The sequence below is a fragment of the Nocardia sp. bgisy134 genome, from assembly GCF_057708325.1.
In genome coordinates, this window is sequence record NZ_JBYIRW010000003.1 from 357,770 (window position 1) to 379,815 (window position 22,046).

Genomic DNA, 22,046 nt, shown 5'->3' on the forward strand with positions numbered 1-22,046 from the left:
CCCGCCGGGATCTCGACCTCGACCGTGGAGTCCAGGACCACGCTGGTCGGACGCGAATCCGACAGCACATACGCGATCCGGTCCGCCGGATAGGTCGGATCCACCGGCACATAACCCGCGCCGGTCTTCACCACCGCCAGCAGCGCCACCACCAGATCCAACGAGCGCGGCAGGATCACCGCGACCAGCGACTCCGGCCCAGCGCCATCGGCGATCAACCTGCGCGCCAACACATTCGCGCGCCGATCCAGCTCCGCGTAACTCAGCGAGTCCGCACCGAAACGCGCCGCGATCCGATGCGGATGCGCGGTGACCATCTCATCGAACAGCTCGACCAGCGTCACCCCGACCTCGGCGAACCGGCCCACACCGGCGTCCGCGCCCGCCGACACCCAGCGCTGCGAGACATCCAGCCGCTCGGCCTCACCCAGCAGATCGATATCGCCGACGACCGCCGCCGGATCCTCGGCCACCGCGCGCAGAATCCGCACCAACCGATCGGCGAACGAGGACACCGTCTCCGGGTCGAACAGCTCGCTCGCGTAGTTCCACGACAACGCCAGCCCACCGTCACGGGCCTCGCCCACGGTCAGCTGCACATCGAACTTCGACGTCCCCGCGTCGAACTCGACGACATCCAGATCCAACCCGGGCAACGCGACAGTGCCCATGTCGGCGGCCGAGGCCGCCTCGAAGGTCAATCCCACCTGGAACAGCGGATGATGCGCCTGCGAACGCGCCGGACTCAGTACATCCACCAAACGCTCGAACGGCACATCCGCGTTCGCGAACGCCGCCAGGTCCGTGCGCCGGACCTGCTCGAGCAGATCGCTGAACTTACCGCCCAGATCGACCTCGTTGCGCAACACCAGCGTGTTGACGAACATGCCCACCAGATCGTCGAGCGCACGCTCGCCACGACCCGCGATCGGCGTGCCGATCGCGATATCGGTGCTGTTGGACAACCGCGCCGCCCACGTCGCCAACGCCGCGTGCACGACCATGAACACCGTCACGCCGTGCGCGCGCGCCACCTCCCCGAGCGCGCGATGCAGCTGCGAGTCCACCGAGAACGCGTGCAGCCCACCAACGTTCGACGCGACCTCCGGACGCGGCCGATCCGCGGGCAACTCGATCTGATCCGGCAGATCCCGCAACTGCTCGGACCAGTAGCCGATCTGCTTGGCCGCCACCGACTCCGCATCGTCCTCGGAGCCGAGCACCGCACGCTGCCACAGCGCGTAGTCGGCGTACTGCACGTCGAGCGGCGCCCAGCCGGGGGCTTCCCCGCCGGCGCGCTCGGTGTAGGCCACCACCACGTCGCGCAGCAGCGGACGCAGCGAGAAGCCGTCGGCACTGATGTGGTGCATGACGAGCACCACGACGTGACTGCGTTCGTCGACCGTCAGCAGGTCGGCCCGGAACGGGATCTCGCTGGTCACGTCGAAGTGCACGCTCGCCAGTTCGACGATGCGCGAAGGCAGTTCGGTGCTCGGCACCCACTCCGTCGTCAGATCGAAGCGCACCTCGTCGGCGGACAGGACGCGCTGGTAGCCCTCGCCCTCCACCTCCGGGTAGACGGTGCGCAGCGCCTCGTGGCGCGCGATCACGTCGCGGATCGCGGCCTGCAACGCGACCGCGTCGAGCGTGCCGGTCAACCGGATGGCGACCGGGATGTTGTTCACCGCGGTGCGGTTGTCGAAGCGGTTGAGGAACCACATCCGCTGCTGCGCAAGCGAGAGCGGCACCAGCTCGGGTCGCGGCTGCGCGACCAGCGGCGCCTTGCCGCCCGAGCCCGTGGCCGACTCCACCTTGGCGGCCAGCGCGGCGACCGTGGAGGCCTCGAACAGGGTGCGCAGCGGGATCTGGGTGTCCAGCGCCTCGCCGAGCCTGGCCGCCACCTGGGTGGCGACCAGCGAGTTGCCGCCGAGAGCGAAGAAGTCGTCGTCCAGGCCGACCCGCTCGATGCCGAGCACGTCGGCGAACGCGCTGGCCACGATCTGCTGCACCGGGGTGACCGGCGCCTGGAAGACCTTCGCCTCGAACGTCGGCTCCGGCAGCGCCTTGCGGTCCAGCTTGCCCGAGGTGTTCAGCGGGAACGCGTCGAGCACCACGAAGGCCGCGGGCACCATGTAGGCGGGCAGCTGCGTGGCGAGCGCGGACTTGACCCGCTCGATATCGATGGCCGTGCCCGGCCGCGCGATGAGGTAGGCCACCAGCTGATCGCCGGTGCGCTCGTCGGTGCGCACCACGACCACCGACTGCGAGACCTCGTCCAGCCCGGTCAGCGCACCCTCGATCTCGCCGAGCTCGATGCGCAGACCACGCAGCTTCACCTGGAAGTCGGTGCGGCCCAGGTACTCCAGCTCACCGGCGGGCGTCCAGGCCACCAGGTCGCCGGTGCGGTACATGCGCACGCCGTGGCCGAACGGGTCGGCGATGAAGCGTTCGGTGGTCAGATCCGGACGGGTGACGTAGCCGTAGGCCAGCTGCGCGCCCGCCAGGTACAACTCGCCCGGAACGCCGACGGGCACCGGCCGCAGACGCGAATCCAGCACGTACACCTGGGTGTTGAACACCGGCGCGCCGATCGGCACGGTGACAGTGTCGGCGTCGGTGACCTCGTGGAAGGTCACCTCGACGCCCGCTTCGGTGGGGCCGTACAGGTTGTGCAGGCGCGCGCCGGTCAGCTCGCGCAGGCGCTGCGCGGTGACCGCGGGCAGGCCTTCACCGGAGGCGAAAACGTTGCGCAGGCCGGTGCATTCGGCCGCGCGCGGCTCCACGACGAACAGCGACATCATCGACGGCACGAAGTGCGCCGTGGTGATCTGCTCGTCGATGATGAGCTGAGCCAGGTAGGCCGGGTCGCGGTGGCCGTCCGGCTTGGCGATCACCAGGCGGGCGCCGACCTGCAAGGGCCAGAAGAACTCCCACACCGACACGTCGAACGTCGCGGGGGTCTTCTGCAAGACCACGTCGTCGGCGGCGAGGCCGTACTGCGCGTGGCCCCACACCAGGCGGTTGATGATCGCGGCGTGCGAGACCGCCACGCCCTTCGGGCGGCCGGTGGAACCCGACGTGAAGATCACGTACGCGGTGTTACCGGTGCGCAGCGGCCGGTGCCGGTCCGCGTCGGTGAGCGGCTCGTCGGAGTACCCGGACAGGTCGAGCTCGTCGATGCGCACCTGGCGTGCCAGCGCTACGTCGAGATCCGCGCCGGAGGTCAGCACGCAGACTGGGCCCGCGGTGTCGAGGATGTGCTCGATGCGCTCGGCCGGGTTGTCCGGGTCGAGCGGCACGTACGCGCCACCAGCGGCGGAGACCGCGTACATGCCGACCAGCAGGTCCAGCGAGCGGCGCATGCCGAGGGCCACATACGATTCCGGGCCGACGCCGTTCTGCTTGAGCCAGCGCGCCAGGCGGTGCACCCGGCTCGCGAACTCGGCGTAGGACAGACTCGTCCCCTCGAAGGTGAGCGCGATCGCGTCCGGGGTGCGCGCGACCTGCGCCTCGAACAGCGCGACCAGCGTCGCGGCGTCGTCGTCGCCGACGGGCGAGGCGAGGGCCGCGTCCACCGCGAATTCGGTGTCGTTCCACTGCTTCAGCACCAGCGCGCGCTCGGCGGCGTCGAGCAGCTCGATGTCACCGATCACGGTCGACGGCGCCGCGGCGATCCCGCGCAGCACGCGCAGGAACCTGGCGCCGAAAGCGCCCGCGAAGGCGGCGTCGAAAAGGTCGGTGGCGTAGACGAGTTCGGCGTCCATCTCGGACGCGCCGTCCGGCACCTCGCTCAGCGTGAGCTGCATGTCGAACTTGGCCGTCGGCTGATCGATGCCGAGTTCGGACACCGTCAGACCGGGCAGCTCCAGCGACGTGCGGCCCATGTTCTGGAACGAGAGCATCACCTGGAACAGCGGGTGCCGCGCCTGCGAGCGGGCCGGGTTGAGCACCTCGACCAGCCGCTCGAACGGCACGTCCGCGTGCGCGAAGGCTTGCAGGTCGCGTTCCCGGACCTGGGCGAGCAGATCGGTGAACGACGCGGCGGTGTCGATCTGGGTGCGCAGCACCAGGGTGTTGACGAACATGCCGACGAGGTCGTCGAGCGCCTGCTCGCCACGGCCCGCCACCGGGATGCCGATGGCGATGTCGTCGGCGCCGGACAGGCGCGACAGCAGCGTCGCGAAGGCGCTGTGCACCACCATGAACAGCGTGGTGCCGTTCGCGTGCGCGACGCGGTTCAGCTCGTCGATCAGCTCGCCCGGCACCCGGAAGCGGTGTGTGCCCGCCTGGTAGGAGGCCACGGTCGGGCGCGGCTTGCCGGGCAGGCGCAGCTCGTCGGGCAGATCGGCCAGCGCCTCGCGCCAGTAGTCGAGCTGCTCGGAGATGAGCGAGGTGGGATCGTCCTCGTCGCCGAGGGTTTCGCGCTGCCAGAGCGCGAAATCGATGTACTGGACGGCCAGCGGCGGCCAGCCGGGCTCGGAGTTCGAAGTACGCGCCACGTAGGCGGTCATCAGGTCGCGCACCAGCGGCCGCATGGAGAAGCCGTCGGCGGCGATGTGGTGCACCACCACCGCGAGCACGTAGTCGCGCTCGCCCACTTCGTAGATGCGCAGTCGCACCGGCGGTTCGGCGGTGACATCGAAGCCGCGGTTCACGAATTCGTAGAGCGCGCCGTACGTTTCGGTCTCGTCGACCTCGACGACGTCCAGTTCCGGAATGGCGTGAATGGACGGCAGCACCCGCTGGTACGGGACGCCTTCCTGCGACGGGTACACGGTGCGCAGCGACTCGTGCCGCGCGATCACGTCGCTGAGCGCACCGCGCAGCGCGCTCAGATCCAGCAGACCCCGCAGCCGGACGGCGGCCGGGATGTTGTAGGTGCCCGCCGCCGCGCCCGGCTCGGTGCCGAGGTCGAAGCGGTTGAGGAACCACATGCGCTGCTGAGCGAGCGACAGCGGCGGATACTCCGGCCGGGTGCGGGCGCTCAGCGCCTGGCGCACACCGGTACCCGCGTGCGATTCGACGCGGGCGGCCAGCGCGCCGACGGTGGGCGCCTCGAAGAGCGTGCGCACGCCGACCTCGGCGTCCAGCGCCTTGCTCAGCCGCGCCGCGACCTGAGTGGCGACCAGCGAGTTGCCGCCGAGCTCGAAGAAGTCGTCGTCGACGCCGACACGGGTGACGCCGAGCAGATCGGCGAAGATGTCCGCGACGATCTCCTCGATCGGCGTGGACGGCGCGCGGAAGCTCTTGGCCTCGAAGACCGGCGAGGGCAGCGCCTTGCGGTCCAGCTTGCCGGAGGCGTTGACCGGGAAGGCGTCCAGCACGACCAGCGCCGCGGGCACCATGTACCCGGGCAGGGACGCGGCGAGGCCCGCCTTCACCATCGTCGGATCGACTAGGGAATCCGCTTCGGCGACAACGTAACCCACCAGCTGATCGCCCGCGTGCGCGTCCGAGCGCACCACGACCACCGACTGTGCGACACCGGGCTGCGCGAGCAGCGCCGCCTCGATCTCGCCCAGCTCGATGCGCAGACCACGCAACTTCACCTGGAAGTCGGTGCGGCCCAAGTACTCCAGCTCACCGTGCTTGGTCCAGGTGACCAAGTCACCGGTCCGGTACATCCGCGAACCGGCCACACCGTAGGGGTTGGCGACGAAACGATCCGAGGTCAGATCGCTGCGACCCAGGTAGCCCAGCGCCAGCTGATCGCCCGCCAGGTACAGCTCGCCCGCGACACCCGGCGCGACCGGGTGCAGGCGCGCGTCCAGCACGAACACCCTGGTGTTCCACACCGGACGGCCGATCGGCACCGATACCTCGTCGGTGTCGACGACCTCGTGGTAGGTGACGTCGACCGCGGCCTCGGTCGGGCCGTAGAGGTTGTGCAGACGCGCACCGGTCAGCTCACGCAACCGCTGCGCGGTCGGCGCGGGCAATGCCTCGCCCGAGGCGAACACCTGGCGCAGGCGCGAGTCGGGCAGGGCGGCGGTGTCGCCGTTCTCCTCGCCCGGTGTCGCGTTGCCCAGCGTCGAGACGAACACCGACAGCATCGACGGCACGAAATGCGCCGTGGTGATGCCTTGTTCGGCGATGATCTGCGCGAGGTACACCGGATCGCGGTGGCCGTCCGGCTTCGCGACGACCAGCCGGGCGCCGGTCTGCAAGGGCCAGAAGAACTCCCACACCGACACGTCGAACGTGGCGGGCGTCTTCTGCAACACGGCGTCGTCGGCGCCGATCGGGTACTCGTGCTGCATCCACAGCAGGCGGTTCACGATCGCGGCATGGCTGACCGCCACACCCTTCGGCCGACCGGTCGAACCGGAGGTGAAGATGACGTAGGCGGTGTTCCCCGGCCGCAGCGGGCGCGACCGTTCGGCGTCGGCGATCGGCGCGCCGCTGGTCTGCGCGGAGCTCGGCAGGTCCTCGACGTACAGCACGGTGACCGCGTCGTCGGTGACGAACCCGTCGCGGCGGGTGGTCAGCAGCAGACTGGGCCGCGCGGTGTCGAGGATGTGGCCGATGCGGTCGGCGGGCTGATCGGGATCGAGCGGCACGTAGGCGGCGCCCGTCTGGAGCACCGCGTACATCGCGACGACCAGCTCCGTCGAACGCCGCATGGCAAGCGCCACCAGCGATTCCGGGCCGACGCCGGAGGCGATCAGCTCCCTGGCGATGCGGTTGGCGCGCTCGTGGAGCTCGCGGTAGGTGAGCTGTTCGTCCTCGTAGGCCAGCGCCATGGCGTCCGGGCTCGCCGCCGCCTGCGTGTCGAACAGCGAGATCAGCGTCTCCGCGGGCACCGCGTGGGCGGTGTCGTTCCAGTCGACCAGGACCTGCGCGTGCTCTTCGGGCGCGAGCAGATCGATGTCGCCGATCGGCACGTTCGGATCGGCGATGACGGCCGCGAGGACGCGATCGAGGCGGCGCGCGAAACCGGCCACCGTCGACTCGTCGAAAAGGTCGAGAGCATAGGAGAACTCGGCCGCCATGCCCGCGGCCTCGCCCTGCTCGTCCTGGGTCTCCTGCAGGGTCAGCTGCAGGTCGAACTTGGCCAGGCGGGCGTCGTAGTCCACGCCGTGCACCGAAAGGCCGGGCAGCTGCAGGGTGGCCTGCTTGGTGTTCTGGAAGGCCAGCATCACCTGGAACAGCGGGTGGCGCGCCTGCGAGCGGGCCGGGTTGAGCACCTCGACGAGCCGCTCGAACGGCACGTCGGAGTGGGCGAACGCCTGCAGGTCGGTGTCCCTGGCGTGGTCGAGCAGCTCGGCGAAGGTGCCCGCGCCGTCCACCTCGGTGCGCAGCACCAGGGTGTTGACGAACATGCCGATCAGGTCGTCCAGCGCGGCCTCACCGCGGCCTGCGACCGGCGTGCCGATGGCGATGTCGGAGGTGCCGCTGGCCCGCGCCAGCAGCACGGCGAGGGCGCTGTGCATGACCATGAACAGCGAGGCGTTGTAGCGGCGGCCCAATTCGACCAGGGCGCGCTGGGTTTCGCCGGAGATCACGAACGCGTAGGTGCCGCCCTGGTAGGAGGCGACCGCGGGACGCGGGTAATCGGACGGCAGCACCAGCTCGTCGGGCAGGTCGGCGAGCTCGCGAGTCCAGTAGCTGATCTGGCTGGAGATCAGCGAGCGCGGGTCGTCCTCCGAGCCGAGGATCTCACGCTGCCAGAGCGCGTAATCGGCGTACTGGACCGGCAATTCGGCCCAGGTCGGCGCCTCCCAGGTGGTGCGCGCCGCGTACGCGACGATGACGTCGCGCGAGAGCGGACCCATCGACCAGCCGTCGGCGGAGATGTGGTGCACCACCATGCCGAGTACGTACTCGGTCTCGCTGATCTCGAAAAGCCGTGCGTGCAGCGGCACTTCGTTGGTCACGTCGAAGGCCATGGTGGCCAGATCGATGAGGTGGTCGAGCAGGGTCTCCTCGGTCACCCGGTACGGCGTGAGGTCGGGCACGATCTGGGCCGCGTCGAGAACCACCTGCACCGGGCCGCCGTCGGTCTCCGGGAAGACGGTGCGCAGCGACTCGTGCCTGTCGATGACGTCGATGACCGCGACCTGGAGGGCGGCGACGTCGAGTTCGCCGGAGAGCCGGATCGCGACCGGGATGTTGTTGACCGCCGAGGAGGTGTCGAAGCGGTTGAGGAACCACATGCGCTGCTGCGCCAGCGACAGCGGCACCTCGTCGGGGCGCTCGCGCGCGACCAGCGCCTTGCGCGCGCCGTCACCCGCCTGCGATTCCACGCGGGCGGCGAGCGCGGCGACGGTCGGCGCCTCGAAGAGCATGCGCACCGGAACGCGGGTGTCGAGCGCGATGCCGACGCGCGAGGCGACCTGGGTGGCGATGAGGGAGTTGCCGCCGAGGTCGAAGAAGTCGTCGTCGACGCCGACCCTGGGCAGGTCGAGCACGTCGGCGAAGACCTGGGCGACGATCTCCTCGATCGGGGTGGTCGGAGCGCGGAATTCGCGCACCTCGAAGACCGGTGCGGGCAGGGCGCGGCGGTCCAGCTTGCCGTTGACGGTCAGCGGGATCGCGTCCAGCGCCATGAAAGCCGAGGGCACCATGTAGGCGGGGAGCCGGTCGGAGGCGGCGTGGCGGACCTCGTCGAGGTCGAGCTCGGCGCCGGGTTCGGCGACGACGTAGGCGACGATCCGCTGGCCGCCCGGCTGGTCCTCGCGCACGATGACCGCGGCCTGGGCGATGCCGGGCTGTTCGAGGACGGCGGCTTCGATCTCGCCGAGCTCGATGCGGAAACCGCGCACCTTGACCTGATCGTCGGCGCGGCCGAGATATTCGAGTTCGCCGAAGCGGTTCCAGCGCGCGAGGTCGCCGGAGCGGTACAGGCGCGAGCCCGCGGTGGCGGCGTCGGCGAGCGGGTTGGCCACGAAGCGGGTCGTGGTGAGGTCGGGGCGGCCGAGGTAGCCGCGCGCCAACTGCGGTCCGGCGACGTACATTTCGCCGACGACGCCGACCGGGACCGGCTGGAGCCGGTTGTCCAGGACGTAGACGCCGAGCCCGGAGATGGCGCGACCGACAATGCTGCCGGAGGCCGCCTCGATGGTTTCCGCGTCCAGCGCACGGAAGGACACGTGCACCGTGGTCTCGGTGATGCCGTACATGTTCACCAGCACCGGCGAAGAATCACCGTGGCGGGCAACCCAATCCGAGAGGCGACGCAGCTCGAGCGCCTCACCACCGAACACCACGTACCGCAGCGACAGCGGCGGGCCGACCGGTCCCGCGGCGCGGTCGGCCTCGGCGAGCTGATAGAACGCCGACGGAGTCTGGTTGAGGACGGTCACCCGCTCCTCGCGCAGCAGCTCGAGGAACTGCTCGGGCGAGCGGGAAGTGAAGTAGTCGACGACCACCACGGTCCCGCCGAACAGCAGCGGACCCCACAACTCCCACACCGAGAAGTCGAACGCATACGAGTGGAACAACGTCCACACATCATCGGGACCGAAACCGAAATCACGATCGGTATTCGCGAACAGGCGCACCACATTCCGATGCGCGACCGCCACACCCTTCGGACGACCCGTCGAACCCGACGTGTAGATCACGTAGGCGACGTTGCCGGGGTTCAGCGGCGCGGAGCGGTCCGCGTCGGCGATCGGGGTGTCCGCGAAATCGGTGACGCCGGAGGCGAATTCGTCCAGCACCACGGTGGGCAATTCGTCCGGAACGGCCACGTCGACGGAGGAATCGATGACGACGCTGGTCGGACGCGAATCCGACAGCACGTACGCGATCCGGTCCGCCGGGTAGGTCGGGTCCACCGGCACGTAGCCCGCGCCGGTCTTCACCACCGCGAGCAGCGCGACGACCAGCTCGATCGAGCGCGGCAGGATCACCGCGACCAGCGACTCGGGCCCAGCGCCATCGGCGATCAGCCTGCGCGCCAGCACATTCGCGCGCCGATCGAGCTCGGCGTAGGTCAGCGACTCCGCGCCGAAGCGCGCGGCGACGTGATCCGGGTAGGCGGCGACAGCCTGATCGAACAGCGCGACCAGGGTGACGTCGGGATCGGCGAAGCGGCCCGTGCCGCCGTCGGCGCCGGAGAACACCCAGTCGCGCGAGACGGCGAGCCGCTCGTCCTCGGCGAGCACGTCGATCTCGCCGACCACGACCGCGGGATCGTCGACCACGCTGCGCAGGATGCGCACGAAGCGTTCGGCGAACGAGGTCACCGTCTCGGCGTCGAACATGTCGGTGGCGAACTGCACCGCCGCGGTCATGCCGCCGGGCTCGCCGTTGCCGCCGCGTTCCTCGGTGATGGTCCACTGCAGGTCGAACTTGGCGATGTCGACTTCGAGCTCGGTGGCGGTCACCGACAGACCGGGTAGCTCGAGCGCGCCGTGCGCCATCTCCTGGAAGGAGAGCATCACCTGGAACAGCGGGTGCCTGGCCTGCGAACGGGTCGGGTTGAGCACCTCGACGAGTCGCTCGAAAGGCACGTCGGCGTAGGCGAACGCCGCGAGGTCGGTTTCCCTTGTGCGCGTGAGGAAGTCGGTGAACTGGCTGCCGCTGTCCACGTCGGAGCGCAGCACAAGGGTGTTGACGAACATGCCGATCAGGTCGTCGAGCGCCTGCTCGCCACGGCCCGCGATCGGGGTGCCGATCGCGATGTCGCTGGTACCCGACAGGCGACCGAGCAGCACCGCGAGCGAGGCGTGCACGACCATGAAGAGGCTGACGCCCTGCGCGCGGGCCAAACTCGTGAGGGCGGTGTGCAATTCGGCGTCGATGTCGAAACGCACCGTGCTGCCGCGGAAGCTCTGCACCGGCGGACGCGGCCGATCGGTGGGCAGGTCCAGCTGGTCGGGCAGCCCGCCGAGCTGGCGTCGCCAGTAGGCGATCTGGCGGGCGGCCATCGAGCCGGGATCGGACTCGGAGCCGAGCAGTTCGCGCTGCCAGATGCTGTAGTCCTGGTACTGCACCGGCAGTGGCGCCCACGCGGGGGCCTCGCCGGCGGCACGCGCCAGATACGCGCTGGCCACATCGCGCGAGAGCGGACCGAAGGAGAAACCGTCGGCCGCGATGTGATGGACCACGAACGCGACAGCGTGATCGGGCGTTCCGTTGGTCGACCCGCCGGTCACCTGATAGATCCGCACCCGGATCGGCAACTCACGCGCCACATCGAAGCCCAGGCTGGCGAACTCGGTGAGCACACGCGCCAACTCGGACTCGTCGATCGCCTGCACCGAGATCGCCAAATTGATCTCGTCGTCCGGAACGACCTGCTGGTACCCGCCGTCACCGGATTCCGGGAACACCGTGCGCAGCGACTCCTGGCGCGCCATCACATCGTTGAGCGCGGCCTTCAGCGCCGACACGTCGACATGCCCACGCAACCGCACCACGAACGGCAGGTTGTAGGTCGGCGCGGCAGGATCGAACTGGTTGATGAACCACATCCGCTGCTGCGCCAACGACAACGGCACCCGCGCGGGCAGCTGCTGAGCCACCAACGGCGGACGCGATACCTCACCCGGACCCGCGGCCTCCGCGCGCGCGGCGATACCCGCCACCGTCGGAGTCTCGAACAGCGCCCGCACACCGATCTGCGTACCGAACGCCGCACCGATCCGCGACACCACCTGCGTCGCGACCAGCGAGTTACCGCCCAGATCGAAGAAGTTGTCGTCGATACCGATCTGCTGCCTGCTCAGCACATCGGCGAAGATCCCCGCCACGATCTGCTCGGCCTGCGTCCGCGGCGCCCGATACCCGGCATCCGCGGCGAACACCGGCTCAGGCAACGCCTTACGATCCAACTTGCCGGAAGTATTGAGCGGGAACGCGTCCAACACCATCACCGACGCGGGCACCATGTAGCTCGGCAGCTGCTCGGCCGCGAAACGCGTCAACTCCACCGGATCGATCGATAGACCCGGCCCCGGCACCACATACGCCACCAACTGCTGACCGGTCGCGGTGTCGACCACCAACACCGCCGACTGACTCACCGCCGGATGAGCCAGCGTCACCGTCTCGATCTCACCCAGCTCGATCCGCTGACCACGGAACTTCACCTGGAAGTCGGTACGACCGATGTACTCCAACGTCCCCGCGGGACTCCACCGCACCAGGTCACCGGTGCGGTACATGCGCTCGCCGTTCGTACCGAACGGGTTGGCGACGAACCGATCCGAGGTCAGGTCGGGGCGGCCGCGGTAACCGCGGGCCAGCTGGCGTCCGCCCAGGTACAGCTCGCCTGGTGCGCCGATCGCGGCCGGACGCAGCCGCGAATCCAGCACGTAGACCTCGACGTTCCACTCCGGGATGCCGATCGGCACCGTCACCGTGTCGGCGGCGGTGGCCTCCCAGTAGGTCACCGAGACCGCGGCCTCGGTGGGGCCGTACAGGTTGTGCAGACCGGCGGAGGTGATCGCGCGGAAGCCCGCGGCCGTCTCCGGCGGCAGCGCCTCACCGATCACGAACACCGCGCGCAGCGTCGCGCACTGCTCCGCGGTGGCGTGCGCGACGAACACCGTCAGCATCGAGGGCACGAAGTCGGTGACCGTCACGCCGTGCCGCTCGATCATCTGCGCCACGTACAGCGGATCGCGATGCCCGTCGGGCGCGGCGACGACCAGCTTCGCGCCGACCATCAACGGCAGGAAGTAGCCCCACAGCGACACGTCGAACGTGGTCGCGGTCTTCTGCAGATACACGTCGTCCGCGGTCAGCCGGTACTCGTCGAGCATCCACAGCTGCTGGTTGACGATCGCGTGATGGGTGACCGCCACACCCTTGGGCCGACCCGTCGAACCCGAGGTGTAGATGACGTAAGCGGTGTTGGCCGGACGCAGCGGCGCCAGCCGATCCACATCGGTCACCGGCGCGTCGGAGAACTCCGACACATCGAGGGTGTCGATCTCCACCCGCCGCACCGACTCCGGCAACTCCAGCTCGTCGTGCGACACCGTCAGCACGCACACCGGATCGGCCGACTCCAGAATGTAGGCCGTGCGATCGGCCGGATGATCCGGATCGATCGGCACATACGCGCCACCGGCCTTGAGCACCGCATGCATGCCGACGACCAGCTCCAGCGAACGCCGCATACCCAGCGCCACCAGCGACTCCGGGCCGACACCGTCGGCGATCAGGAACCGCGCCAAACGGTTCACCCGCGCACCGAACTCGGCGTAGGTCAGCGTCTGGCCCTCGAAATCGAGGGCGACGGCGTCCGGCGTCAGCGGAATCTGCGCATCCAGCAACGCCGCCAACGTCGTGTCGGGAACGTCCTGCTCGGCGTCGTTCCACTCCACCAGCGTGGTCTCGCGCTCCGCGGCGGTGGTCACCGGCAGATCCCAGACCCGCGTCTCGGCGCCTGCGGCCAGGAACCGATCGAAGAACTCCAGGAACCGGCCGTGATGGGCGCGCGCCTCGTCGGCGGTGTAGAGGTTCGGGTTGGTCTCGAAGTCGATGTGCGACCGGGTGCCCGCGGCGAACTGGTAGAAGTTGACGCCCAGGTCCTCGATGCTGCCGGTGGACAGCACGTTCAGCTGGCCCGCCATCGGGCCGAGGTTCATCTCGCTGGCGAACAGCATGATGTTCACCCACGGGCCGAAGAACTCCGTGGTCACCATGCCGTCGCCCGCCGCGTCGCGGCGGATGTCCTCGTGCCGGTAGCGCTGGTGGCGCAGCGCGCCGGACACCTCGACCTGCACCGACTTCAGCAGCTCGGTGACGGTCGTGTCGTGCCCGACCCGCAACCGCAACGGCACGATGTTGGAGACCACGCCACCGGAGCGGCGCATGGTCGCGGTGGTGCGCGCGGTCACCGGGAGGCTGAGGATCACGTCCTCGGTGCCGGTGAGCTGCGCGAGGTAGGTCGCGAAACCGGCGATGAGCAGGCCGGCGGGCGAGTTGTCGTGCCGGGCGACGGCCTCGGCGAGCAGCGCGTCCTGCTCGGCCGACAGCGCGGCGCTGGAGATCCCGTTGACCGGGGCGGGCGGCGCGGAGCGACCGGCCAGGCTGGAGCCTTCCTCCAGACCCGCGACCCGCTCGGCCCAGTGCTCCTTGTCCGACTGGAAGCGGGCGCTGTCGCGGTAGGCGAACTCCGACTCGAGCAGCGACTTCAGATCGGCGGCCTTCGCCGGGCCCGGCTCGACGCCGTTCACCGCGGCCGTGTAGCGCTCCGCGATCCTGGTGAGGAAGGTCATCGCGCCGAAGCCGTCCAGCGCGATGTGGTGCGCCCGCGAGTACCAGAACCAGCGGGAATCCTCGAGCCGCAGGGCCGCGGCACGGATCAGGCGATCACCGACGATGTTCAGCGGACGGCTGTACTCGGCGCGCATCCACTCGGCGGCGGCGGCCTCCGGGTCCACGGCGTCGCGCAGGTCGATGTACTCCAGGGTGGAGTCCTGCGCGGGGTCGACGGTCTGGAACGGCTGACCATCGCGCTCGACGATCTTCAGGAAGCCCGAGCCGAGCTCCAGCGCGGCCTCGCGGCTGGCACGTTCCAGCGCGGCGACGTCGAGGTCACCGCGCAGGTCGACGTACTGCGCGATATTGATCGGCACCTGCGGATCGACGTGCTGGGCATACCAGATGCCCAGCTGAGCGGGCGACAGCGGGAAGAATTCGCCACCAGCTTCGCCGTTCCCGCCGAAATCCAGCCGGTCCAACCGTAACCTCGCTTCCGGAACACCACGCAAGCGCTCCCCGACGACACCCGGACAGGACGCTCACCTTTCACAGCGTGGCGCCTGCGTTCCCGGGTTCAGTTCTCATATCAATCAGGCAAAAATGTTCACTGGCACTATCTGTCCAGATGGCCGATCTTGTTACATGGGCCCGACCGCGCCCACTACCCACCGACCGGCAGAGCCGGGATGTTTCTCGCTGATCACCGGAACAATCTACCCGCGCCTACCCCGAGCGACCAACCAAGATCCATAGCACCGGAACATCACCCCTGGCAGGGCCTTCGGGCCGGGTTTGCTGGATCCGCTGTAGCGGTTCTCACAGCGACGCTGCTCACGGTGCGAACCTCGGACGGATTCGTCCAGGGCCCTTCCCAGCACGAGACCCGATCGGCGGGAGGCTCGTTCCGCGCCGCGGCCTGGACACGCCGTGGCGCACAGTCCGCTTCGCCTTCTCTACCAGCATCGTCGAGGCCCGCGCCGGGTTTTCGCCATTTCAGAGGGAACCGTTGACGATCGGGGAGCGTCTGGTGGGTTGTCGGTATGTTCTTGGGCCAAGACGGTTCGGGTGGAGTAGCGGAGGGGTCGATCGTGGGTATCGAGATTCCGGAGCCGTTGCAGTGGGCTGCGAAATATTTTGTGGGGGCTGGGGATTGGCCTGAGGGTGATGAGACGGCGATGCGTCGGGTGGAGGCGGCGTGGACGGGTTCGGCAGAGACGTTGCGCGGGTTGGACTCCGAGGCGACGTATGTGGTAAAGGCCGCGATCTCGGCGTTGGATGGTGAGACGGGCAGGCGTCGACCCAGCATTGGGAGAAGCTGGGTGGGGGTGCGGGGGCTTTCGATGGGCTGGTCAAGCATGGGGAGACGTTGGCTGATCAGATCGGGGATGGTGCGGCTGATATCGAGCACACCAAGTTGGTGATCATCGCGTCGTTGGTGATCTTCGCGGTGGAGATGGCGGCGGCGTTGGCGTCGATGGCGACGGGGGTGGGTGCGCCTGCGGGGGCGGCGACGCAGGTGGCGACGCAGGTGGCGATCAGAATCAGCGGAACCAGGATCAAGGGCATCCGGGGCGGACACAGCCGTCGGGGCGCACAACGAGAATGGGCAGCAGACCCAGCCTGCGGGGAGTCAGCAGTCGCAACCGTCGGGTCAGGCTGGTCAGCCGTCGGGGCAACAGTCGCAGTCGTCGGAGCAGCCCACTCAGCCGTCTGGCCAGCAGAACCAGTCGCCGGATCAGCCCACCCAGCCGTCCGGTCAGCAGCACCAGCCGCCAGGGCAGCAGACGCAACCTTCTGACCAACCCACCGGCCAGCAGTCGCAGCCCTCCAATCCCCCGGGTGAGAACTCGCAATCCCCGACGGGCGGCCAGTCCACGCAGCCCGGCCAGGGCGCGCAGCAAGACCCGCCTTTGAACACCGAGCCAACGCCTGCCCAGCGCAACGACTCGCAGCCGACCACCCCGAACCCGACTAGTTCGACGGCCGATAACTCGAGCACCCCGACCGGCAACCGGCCAGGGCAACACACCGGACCCGACGAGCAGCGAACTACCAACCGCCGACCGAGGTGCCGGACAGCGACGAGTTCGACGCCGAAGTGCTGTCCTACTTCTGACCGCTGTCCTTCCGCGCAGAGGTTTCACACGCTTCACAAGGGCGACAGCGCTGTGACGCGTACGGCAGATGTGTGTCCACCCCGCGCCACCCTGGATGCCTCTTCCGACTTCGCTGATCAGCGACGCCCCGGTTCGTCCGCCTGCACCGAGTGACGGTCGCGGCCCGGGTCGTAGAGGTGGGAGCCGGCGCACGACAGGGCGGGGGTCAGGGCGCGGCCGACGAGGATGACGGCAGCTTGCCGCAAATCGGCGGCTTCGACCTGGTCGGCGATGTCGGTGAGGGTGCCGCGCAGGATCAGCTGGTCGGGTTGGCTGGCCCGGTAGACGACCGCGACGGGGCAGTCGGCTCCGTAATCGGCGACGAGTTCGGCGGCCAGGGTCCGGATGCGGGTGATGGCCAGGTGCAGGACGAGGGTCGCGCCGGTGTGGGCGAAGTTGGCCAGCGCCTCGGATTCCGGCATGGCGGTAGAGCGGGCCTGGGTGCGGGTGAGCACGACCGACTGCACGAGTTCGGGGACGGTGAGTTCCGTGCCGAGGAGCGCGGCCGCGGCGGCGTAGGCGGGGACGCCGGGGGTGACGTCCCAGGGGATGCCGTGGGCGTCGAGGCGGCGGGTCTGTTCGGTGAGGGCCGAGTAGAGGGATGGGTCGCCGGAGCAGAGGCGGGCCACGTCGCGGCCGGATTCGTGGGCGCGGACGAGGTGGGCGGTGATCTGGTCGATGTCGAGCCGCTGCGTGTCGATCAGTTCGGTGTCGGGCGCGCAGTGGGACAGCACCTCGAGGTCGAGATAGGTGCCCGCGTAGAGGCACACCAGGGAGGTGCGCAGGAGGGTGACCGCTCGCACGGTCAGCAGGTCCGCGGCGCCCGGCCCGGCCCCGATGAAGTGCACGGTCATGCGGGTGAGTCTAGGGCGCGCCGCCACGTCCACCGCAGCCGTGCGCGGGCTGCGGTCGATCAGGCCGTGGCGTCGAACTGGGCGATCACTTTCGTGGGACGCAGCCGCACCACGAGTTCGCCGGGAACGCCGTTGCGCTTGCCGAACTCCTCGGCTCGGTCTTCACCCATGTAGCGGCCGCCGAGGGCCGTGGCGGTGCGCAACAGTTCGTCCGGATCCTCCGACATCGTCACGACACCTTGGATCTGGACCGAGGCATACGGCGGCCCCTCCAGATCGACGCACAGGGCGACCCGGCCGTCACGAACGAACGCCTTGCCCTTGGCGGTCTCCCTACCGGTGTTGAACACGATCTCGTCGCCTTCGACGAGGAACCACACCGGCGTGACGACCGGACGCCCATCGGACGCCACGAAGGCGACCTTGCCCGTCCGCGTGCCATGGCTGAGAAATTCGCGCACCGTGGGATCCGACAATGAGGCCATGCCCACACCCTAGGCGCTGACCCCGACAGGTTCGCCGAAGGAAACGCGTGTTCACCGGACGCGCCCAGCGGCCACCCAACGAGGTGAGACATCTGTGTGAATTGTCGATGCTTCACCCCACCCTCGCGCTCTTCGCGAAATGCTCTCCGGCGCAACGAGAGTCCCACGGATAGTGCGGACCGAAACCTGTCGGTGGGCGGCTATAGCCTCTGCGCATGCCCACCGTCCTGCACGAAGCTTGGACAGCCTCATGACGACCGGCACATACGAGTACAAGAGCGAGTTCGCCCGGCGGTACTACGCGCGCGGTGAGGAACGCGGAGAGGCCAGAGGAGAGGCTCGGGCGCTGCTGACAATGCTGCGTGCGCGGCACATACGGGTGCCGGACGAGGCCGAAGCCCGGATCCGCGAGTGCACCGACGCCGACTTGCTGAACAGCTGGGTCGAGCGCGCCGCGACGGCGAAAAGCTTGGGCGAGGTTCTGGACCGATAACGCGGCGCCGGGTAGATCGTCACCCGAAGCCGCGGTGCTGTCATGGCGGCTCGACAATTCATGGAGAACCCCTCCCTACCCGTCCTCCCCCAACAACATCCCCTTCTGCTCGCGAACCCGCTCCTGAATCGCGTCCACCACCGCCGCCACCTCCGGCCTGCGCAGCGTCTCCGTTCGTGTCACGAGCCAGTACGCCAGCTGCACCGAAACCTCCTCCCGCAGAACTCGCACCAGGTCGTCGTGCCGGTCGGCCATGAAGCACGGCAGCAGGCCGAGGCCCGCGGCGGCTCGCGTCGCTTCGACGTGCACGAAAACGTTGGTGGAGGAGACGGATTCGCGCATCGCGGGGGCGAAGCTGGAGGCCAGGTCGAGGTCGTCGACCTGGAGCATGGAGTCGATGAAGTAGACGAGCGGGTATCGGGCGAGTTCCTCGATGCCGCCGGGTATCCCGTTCTCGCGCAAGTACTGTCGTGATGCATACAGACCCAGCCGATAGTCGGCGAGTCGAATCGCCTTGGCCCGGTGCACTTGTGGCTCGCCGACGACGACTTCGATGTCCAATCCCGAGCGCTGCTGCGACGCGCGGCGGGTGGCGGTCACGATCTCGACGGCGATCTTCGGATGCCTGCGCTGCACCTGCGCCACGGCGGGCGCGGCGAGATAGGCGCTGAAACCGTCGGTGGCCGAGATCCGCACGACGCCCTCGAGCGTGCGATTGCCCGCCGGGTCCGCGGTGAGCGACTTGACCGCCGATTCGACGGCTTCGGCCGCCGCCAGCGCGTCGCGTCCGAGATCGGTGAGTTCCCACCCGCCGGTCACCCGGGTCAGCACGCGCCCGCCGAGCGTTTCCTCCAGCGCGGCGATGCGGCGCGAGATGGTGGTGTGGTTGATGCCGAGCTCGTCGGCGGCGGACACGAAACGACCGGACCGGCCCACCGCGAGCAGCACCAGGAGGTCATCGGCGCTGGGACGGCGGCCGAATCCGGGAGAAACCGGACTCATATCTGCATCTTCGCAGATTGGTCCTGCACATCTGGCCATTGCGGCCGATACAGATCTGCACGAATACTCGTTCTCGGCACAATATGTGGGCCGCATCACAGATGAGGGGTGATGCGGTCCCGGTCATGAAGGAGAGTGCGATGAGCGTGCGCGATACCCTGCGGGCGACCGACAGCGATCCCGGCCCGACACCGGCCGGACTACGGCGGGTGGTCGCCGCGTCGATGGCGGGCACGGTCGTCGAGTGGTACGAGTTCTTCCTCTACGGCACCGCCGCCACGCTGGTCTTCAGCAAGGTGTTCTTCGCCAAGGGCACCAGCGATCTGGACGCGATTCTCGCCGCCTTCATCACCTACGCGGTCGGTTTCGCCGCGCGACCGCTCGGCGGCATCGTCTTCGGCCACTTCGGCGATCGCTACGGCCGCAAGACGCTGTTGCAGTTCAGCCTGCTGCTGGTCGGCAGCGCGACGTTCCTGATGGGCTGCCTGCCGACCTACGGGCAGATCGGCTACTGGGCGCCCGCGCTGCTGGTCACGTTGCGCTTCGTCCAGGGCTTCGCGGTGGGCGGCGAATGGGGCGGCGCGGTGCTGCTCGTCGCCGAACACAGCCCCGACCGCAGCCGCGGCTTCTGGGCGAGCTGGCCGCAGGCGGGTGTGCCCGCGGGCAATCTGCTCGCCACCGTCGTGCTGCTCGCGCTGACCTCGACGCTGTCGGACGCGGCGTTCCTGTCCTGGGGCTGGCGGGTCGCGTTCTGGTTGTCGGCGGTGGTGGTGCTGGTCGGCTATTACATTCGCACCAAGGTCACCGACGCGCCGATCTTCTTGGCGGCCCAGCGTGAAGCCGAGCAGATCAAAGCGACCTCGTTCAGCGTGGTGGAAGTGCTGAAGCGTTATCCCCGAGGCGTTTTCACCGCGATGGGTCTGCGCTTCGGCGAGAACATCATGTACTACCTGGTGGTCACGTTCTCCATCACCTACCTGAAGGTGCACGTCGGCGCGGACACGAAAACCATCCTGTGGTGGTTGCTCGCGGCGCACGCGGTGCACTTCGTGGCCATCCCGCTGGCCGGGAACCTGTCCGACCGATTCGGCAGGCGGCCGGTGTATTTCGCGGGCGCACTCACCGCGGGCAGCTGGGGTTTCTTCGCTTTCCCGATGATGGACAGCGGAAACCACGCGGTCATCATGTCGGCCATCATCATCGGACTGGTCTTCCACGCGCTGATGTACGCGGCACAGCCCGCGATCATGGCGGAGATGTTCCCCACCCGGATGCGGTATTCCGGTGTATCGCTGGGTTATCAGGTCACCTCCATCGTGGCCGGTTCGCTCGCGCCGATCATCGCCGTCCGGCTGCTGGACAGCTTCGGCTCCTCGGTCCCGATCGCCTGGTACCTGGCGGGGGCCGCGGCGGTCACCGCGGTGGCCGTGCTCTTCGCGAGGGAGACAAAAGGTCTCGACCTGCAGGCCGTCGACCGGGCCGACGCCGAGGTGAACGCTCGATGACCGACCTGTTCGGACGGCGCGCCCTGGTTACCGGCGGCGCGAGCGGCATCGGCGCAGCCTGCGCGCGGGAGCTCGCGGCGCGCGGCGCCGAGGTCACCGTGGCCGACATCGATGGCGACGGCGCGCTGAAACTGGCGAACGAGATCGGCGGGGAGGCCTGGGCCGTAGACCTTCTCGACGTCACAGCCTTGGAAGGCCTGCGGCTGGAGGTGGATGTGCTGGTGAACAACGCGGGCGTGCAGCGCATTCACCCGATCGAGGACTTCCCGCCCGCGCAGTTCCGCGACATCCTCGCCCTGATGGTCGAGGCGCCGTTCCTGCTCATCCGCGCGGTGCTGCCGCACATGTACCGCAACGGGTTCGGGCGCGTCGTCAACATCTCGTCGGTGCACGGGCTGCGCGCCTCGCCGTACAAGGCCGCGTACGTGACGGCCAAGCACGCGCTGGAAGGGCTGTCCAAGGTGACCGCGCTGGAGGGCGGCGCGCACGGCGTGACCAGCAACTGCGTCGACCCCGGCTATGTCCGGACCCCGCTGGTGGACAGGCAGATCGCCGATCAGGCCAGGACGCACGGCATCCCGGAACAGCAGGTGATCGAGAAGATCATGCTCACCGAGAGCGCCGTCAAGCGTCTCGTCGAACCCGACGAGGTCGCCGCCCTGGTCGGCTGGCTGACCGGCCCGCACGCGGGCATGGTCACCGGCGCCTCCTACACGATGGACGGGGGCTGGAGCGCTCGATGAGCGTGCGGCGGCCGATCAGCGCGCGATCAGGTGGTCCGGGCCAGCGCGGCCAGCGCCATCTCGCGCAGGATCGGCCTCGCCTTGTTCGCGGTCGCGGGGGGCGCGCTGTGCGGGGTCGAGTTGAGCAGGCCGAACGCGGCGTGCGCCTGCACCCGCGCCCCCTCCTCGGGCAGCCGGGGATGCAGTTTGCGCAGCACCTCCACCCAGACCTCGACGTACTGGCGCTGGGTGCGCCGCAGCTCGCGCCGCGGTCCGGCGGGCACGTTGTCCAGGTCCCGGTCCTGGATGCGGATGAGCTCGGGCTCGCCGAACGCGAAGTCCAGGTGGAAGTCGACCAGCCCTTCCAGCGCCGCCTCGGCGGAGTTCGCGCCGACCACGACGGCCCGGCCGCCCGCGAGCAGCCGCTGACTGACCCCGACCAACAGCTCGACGAGCAGCGCCTCCTTGTTGGGAAAGTGCCGGTAGACCGCGGGCCCGCTGATGCCGACGGCCGCGCCGAGGTCGTCGAGCCGCACGCCGAGGAAGCCCCGATCCGCGATGAGCCGGGCTCCTGCCTCCAGCAATTGCTTGCGCCGCTCCGCCTTCAGCTGCTCGCGGCGGGTGAGTGTCACAGCTTCCGCGCCGGTCACACCCGCTCCTTTC

General features: G+C 69.0%; 9 protein-coding genes and 1 pseudogene (1 of these 10 cut by a window edge). 4 read left to right on the forward strand and 6 right to left on the reverse strand.

Translation table 11 applies throughout. The features are described from left to right. On the reverse strand, window positions 1-14,645 hold the 5' end (the start) of the coding sequence (locus AC3ERS_RS08290) for a non-ribosomal peptide synthase/polyketide synthase (RefSeq protein WP_431965147.1). 22,636 nt of this gene lie to the left of the window's left edge; only the first 14,645 of its 37,281 coding nucleotides appear in the window; its start codon is at window positions 14,643-14,645; its stop codon lies off the left edge, out of view. A gap of 866 nt (window positions 14,646-15,511) precedes the next feature. Between AC3ERS_RS08290 and AC3ERS_RS08295 the strand changes: the two are divergent. Continuing rightward, window positions 15,512-15,646, forward strand: a pseudogene (locus tag AC3ERS_RS08295) (hypothetical protein); the annotation flags it as partial. 76 nt (window positions 15,647-15,722) lie between these two features. Here the strand turns inward: AC3ERS_RS08295 and AC3ERS_RS08300 are convergent. The 3 genes from AC3ERS_RS08300 to AC3ERS_RS08310 form a co-directional block, all read right to left on the reverse strand. Continuing rightward, a complete protein-coding gene (locus AC3ERS_RS08300) occupies window positions 15,723-16,067 on the reverse strand; it encodes a hypothetical protein (protein ID WP_431965151.1) in 345 nt (114 codons plus the stop codon). A gap of 332 nt (window positions 16,068-16,399) precedes the next feature. Then, window positions 16,400-17,176 carry a precorrin-4 C(11)-methyltransferase gene (gene cobM, locus AC3ERS_RS08305; protein ID WP_431965153.1) on the reverse strand — a complete coding sequence of 259 codons (777 nt, stop codon included), beginning with the start codon at window positions 17,174-17,176 and terminating at the stop codon, window positions 16,400-16,402. Window positions 17,177-17,235: 59 nt separating this feature from the next. Continuing rightward, window positions 17,236-17,661 carry a PPOX class F420-dependent oxidoreductase gene (locus tag AC3ERS_RS08310; RefSeq protein ID WP_431965155.1) on the reverse strand — a complete coding sequence of 142 codons (426 nt, stop codon included), beginning with the start codon at window positions 17,659-17,661 and terminating at the stop codon, window positions 17,236-17,238. Window positions 17,662-17,911: 250 nt separating this feature from the next. Here AC3ERS_RS08310 and AC3ERS_RS08315 point away from each other — a divergent pair, with 250 nt between their 5' ends. Continuing rightward, window positions 17,912-18,154, forward strand: a complete 243-nt coding sequence (locus tag AC3ERS_RS08315; RefSeq protein WP_431965157.1) for a hypothetical protein — start codon at window positions 17,912-17,914, stop codon at window positions 18,152-18,154. A 75-nt stretch (window positions 18,155-18,229) separates the two neighbouring features. Here the strand turns inward: AC3ERS_RS08315 and AC3ERS_RS08320 are convergent, their stop codons facing one another. Next, entirely contained in the window at window positions 18,230-19,156 is a 927-nt protein-coding gene (locus tag AC3ERS_RS08320) for a LysR family transcriptional regulator (RefSeq protein ID WP_431965159.1), read from the reverse strand. Between the two features lie 140 nt (window positions 19,157-19,296). On the opposite strand from AC3ERS_RS08320, the gene AC3ERS_RS08325 reads away from it, so the two are divergent. Together AC3ERS_RS08325 and AC3ERS_RS08330 are read left to right on the forward strand one after the other, a co-directional pair. Continuing rightward, window positions 19,297-20,661, forward strand: a complete 1,365-nt coding sequence (locus tag AC3ERS_RS08325) for an MFS transporter (protein ID WP_431965161.1) — start codon at window positions 19,297-19,299, stop codon at window positions 20,659-20,661. After that, window positions 20,658-21,404, forward strand: a complete 747-nt coding sequence (locus AC3ERS_RS08330; protein WP_431965163.1) for a 3-hydroxybutyrate dehydrogenase — start codon at window positions 20,658-20,660, stop codon at window positions 21,402-21,404. Before AC3ERS_RS08325 ends, AC3ERS_RS08330 begins: the two co-directional genes overlap by 4 nt. A gap of 26 nt (window positions 21,405-21,430) precedes the next feature. Here AC3ERS_RS08330 and AC3ERS_RS08335 read toward each other — a convergent pair whose 3' ends face one another. After that, window positions 21,431-22,033 carry an SACE_7040 family transcriptional regulator gene (locus AC3ERS_RS08335; RefSeq protein WP_431965165.1) on the reverse strand — a complete coding sequence of 201 codons (603 nt, stop codon included), beginning with the start codon at window positions 22,031-22,033 and terminating at the stop codon, window positions 21,431-21,433. Between the last annotated feature and the right edge of the window lie 13 nt (window positions 22,034-22,046).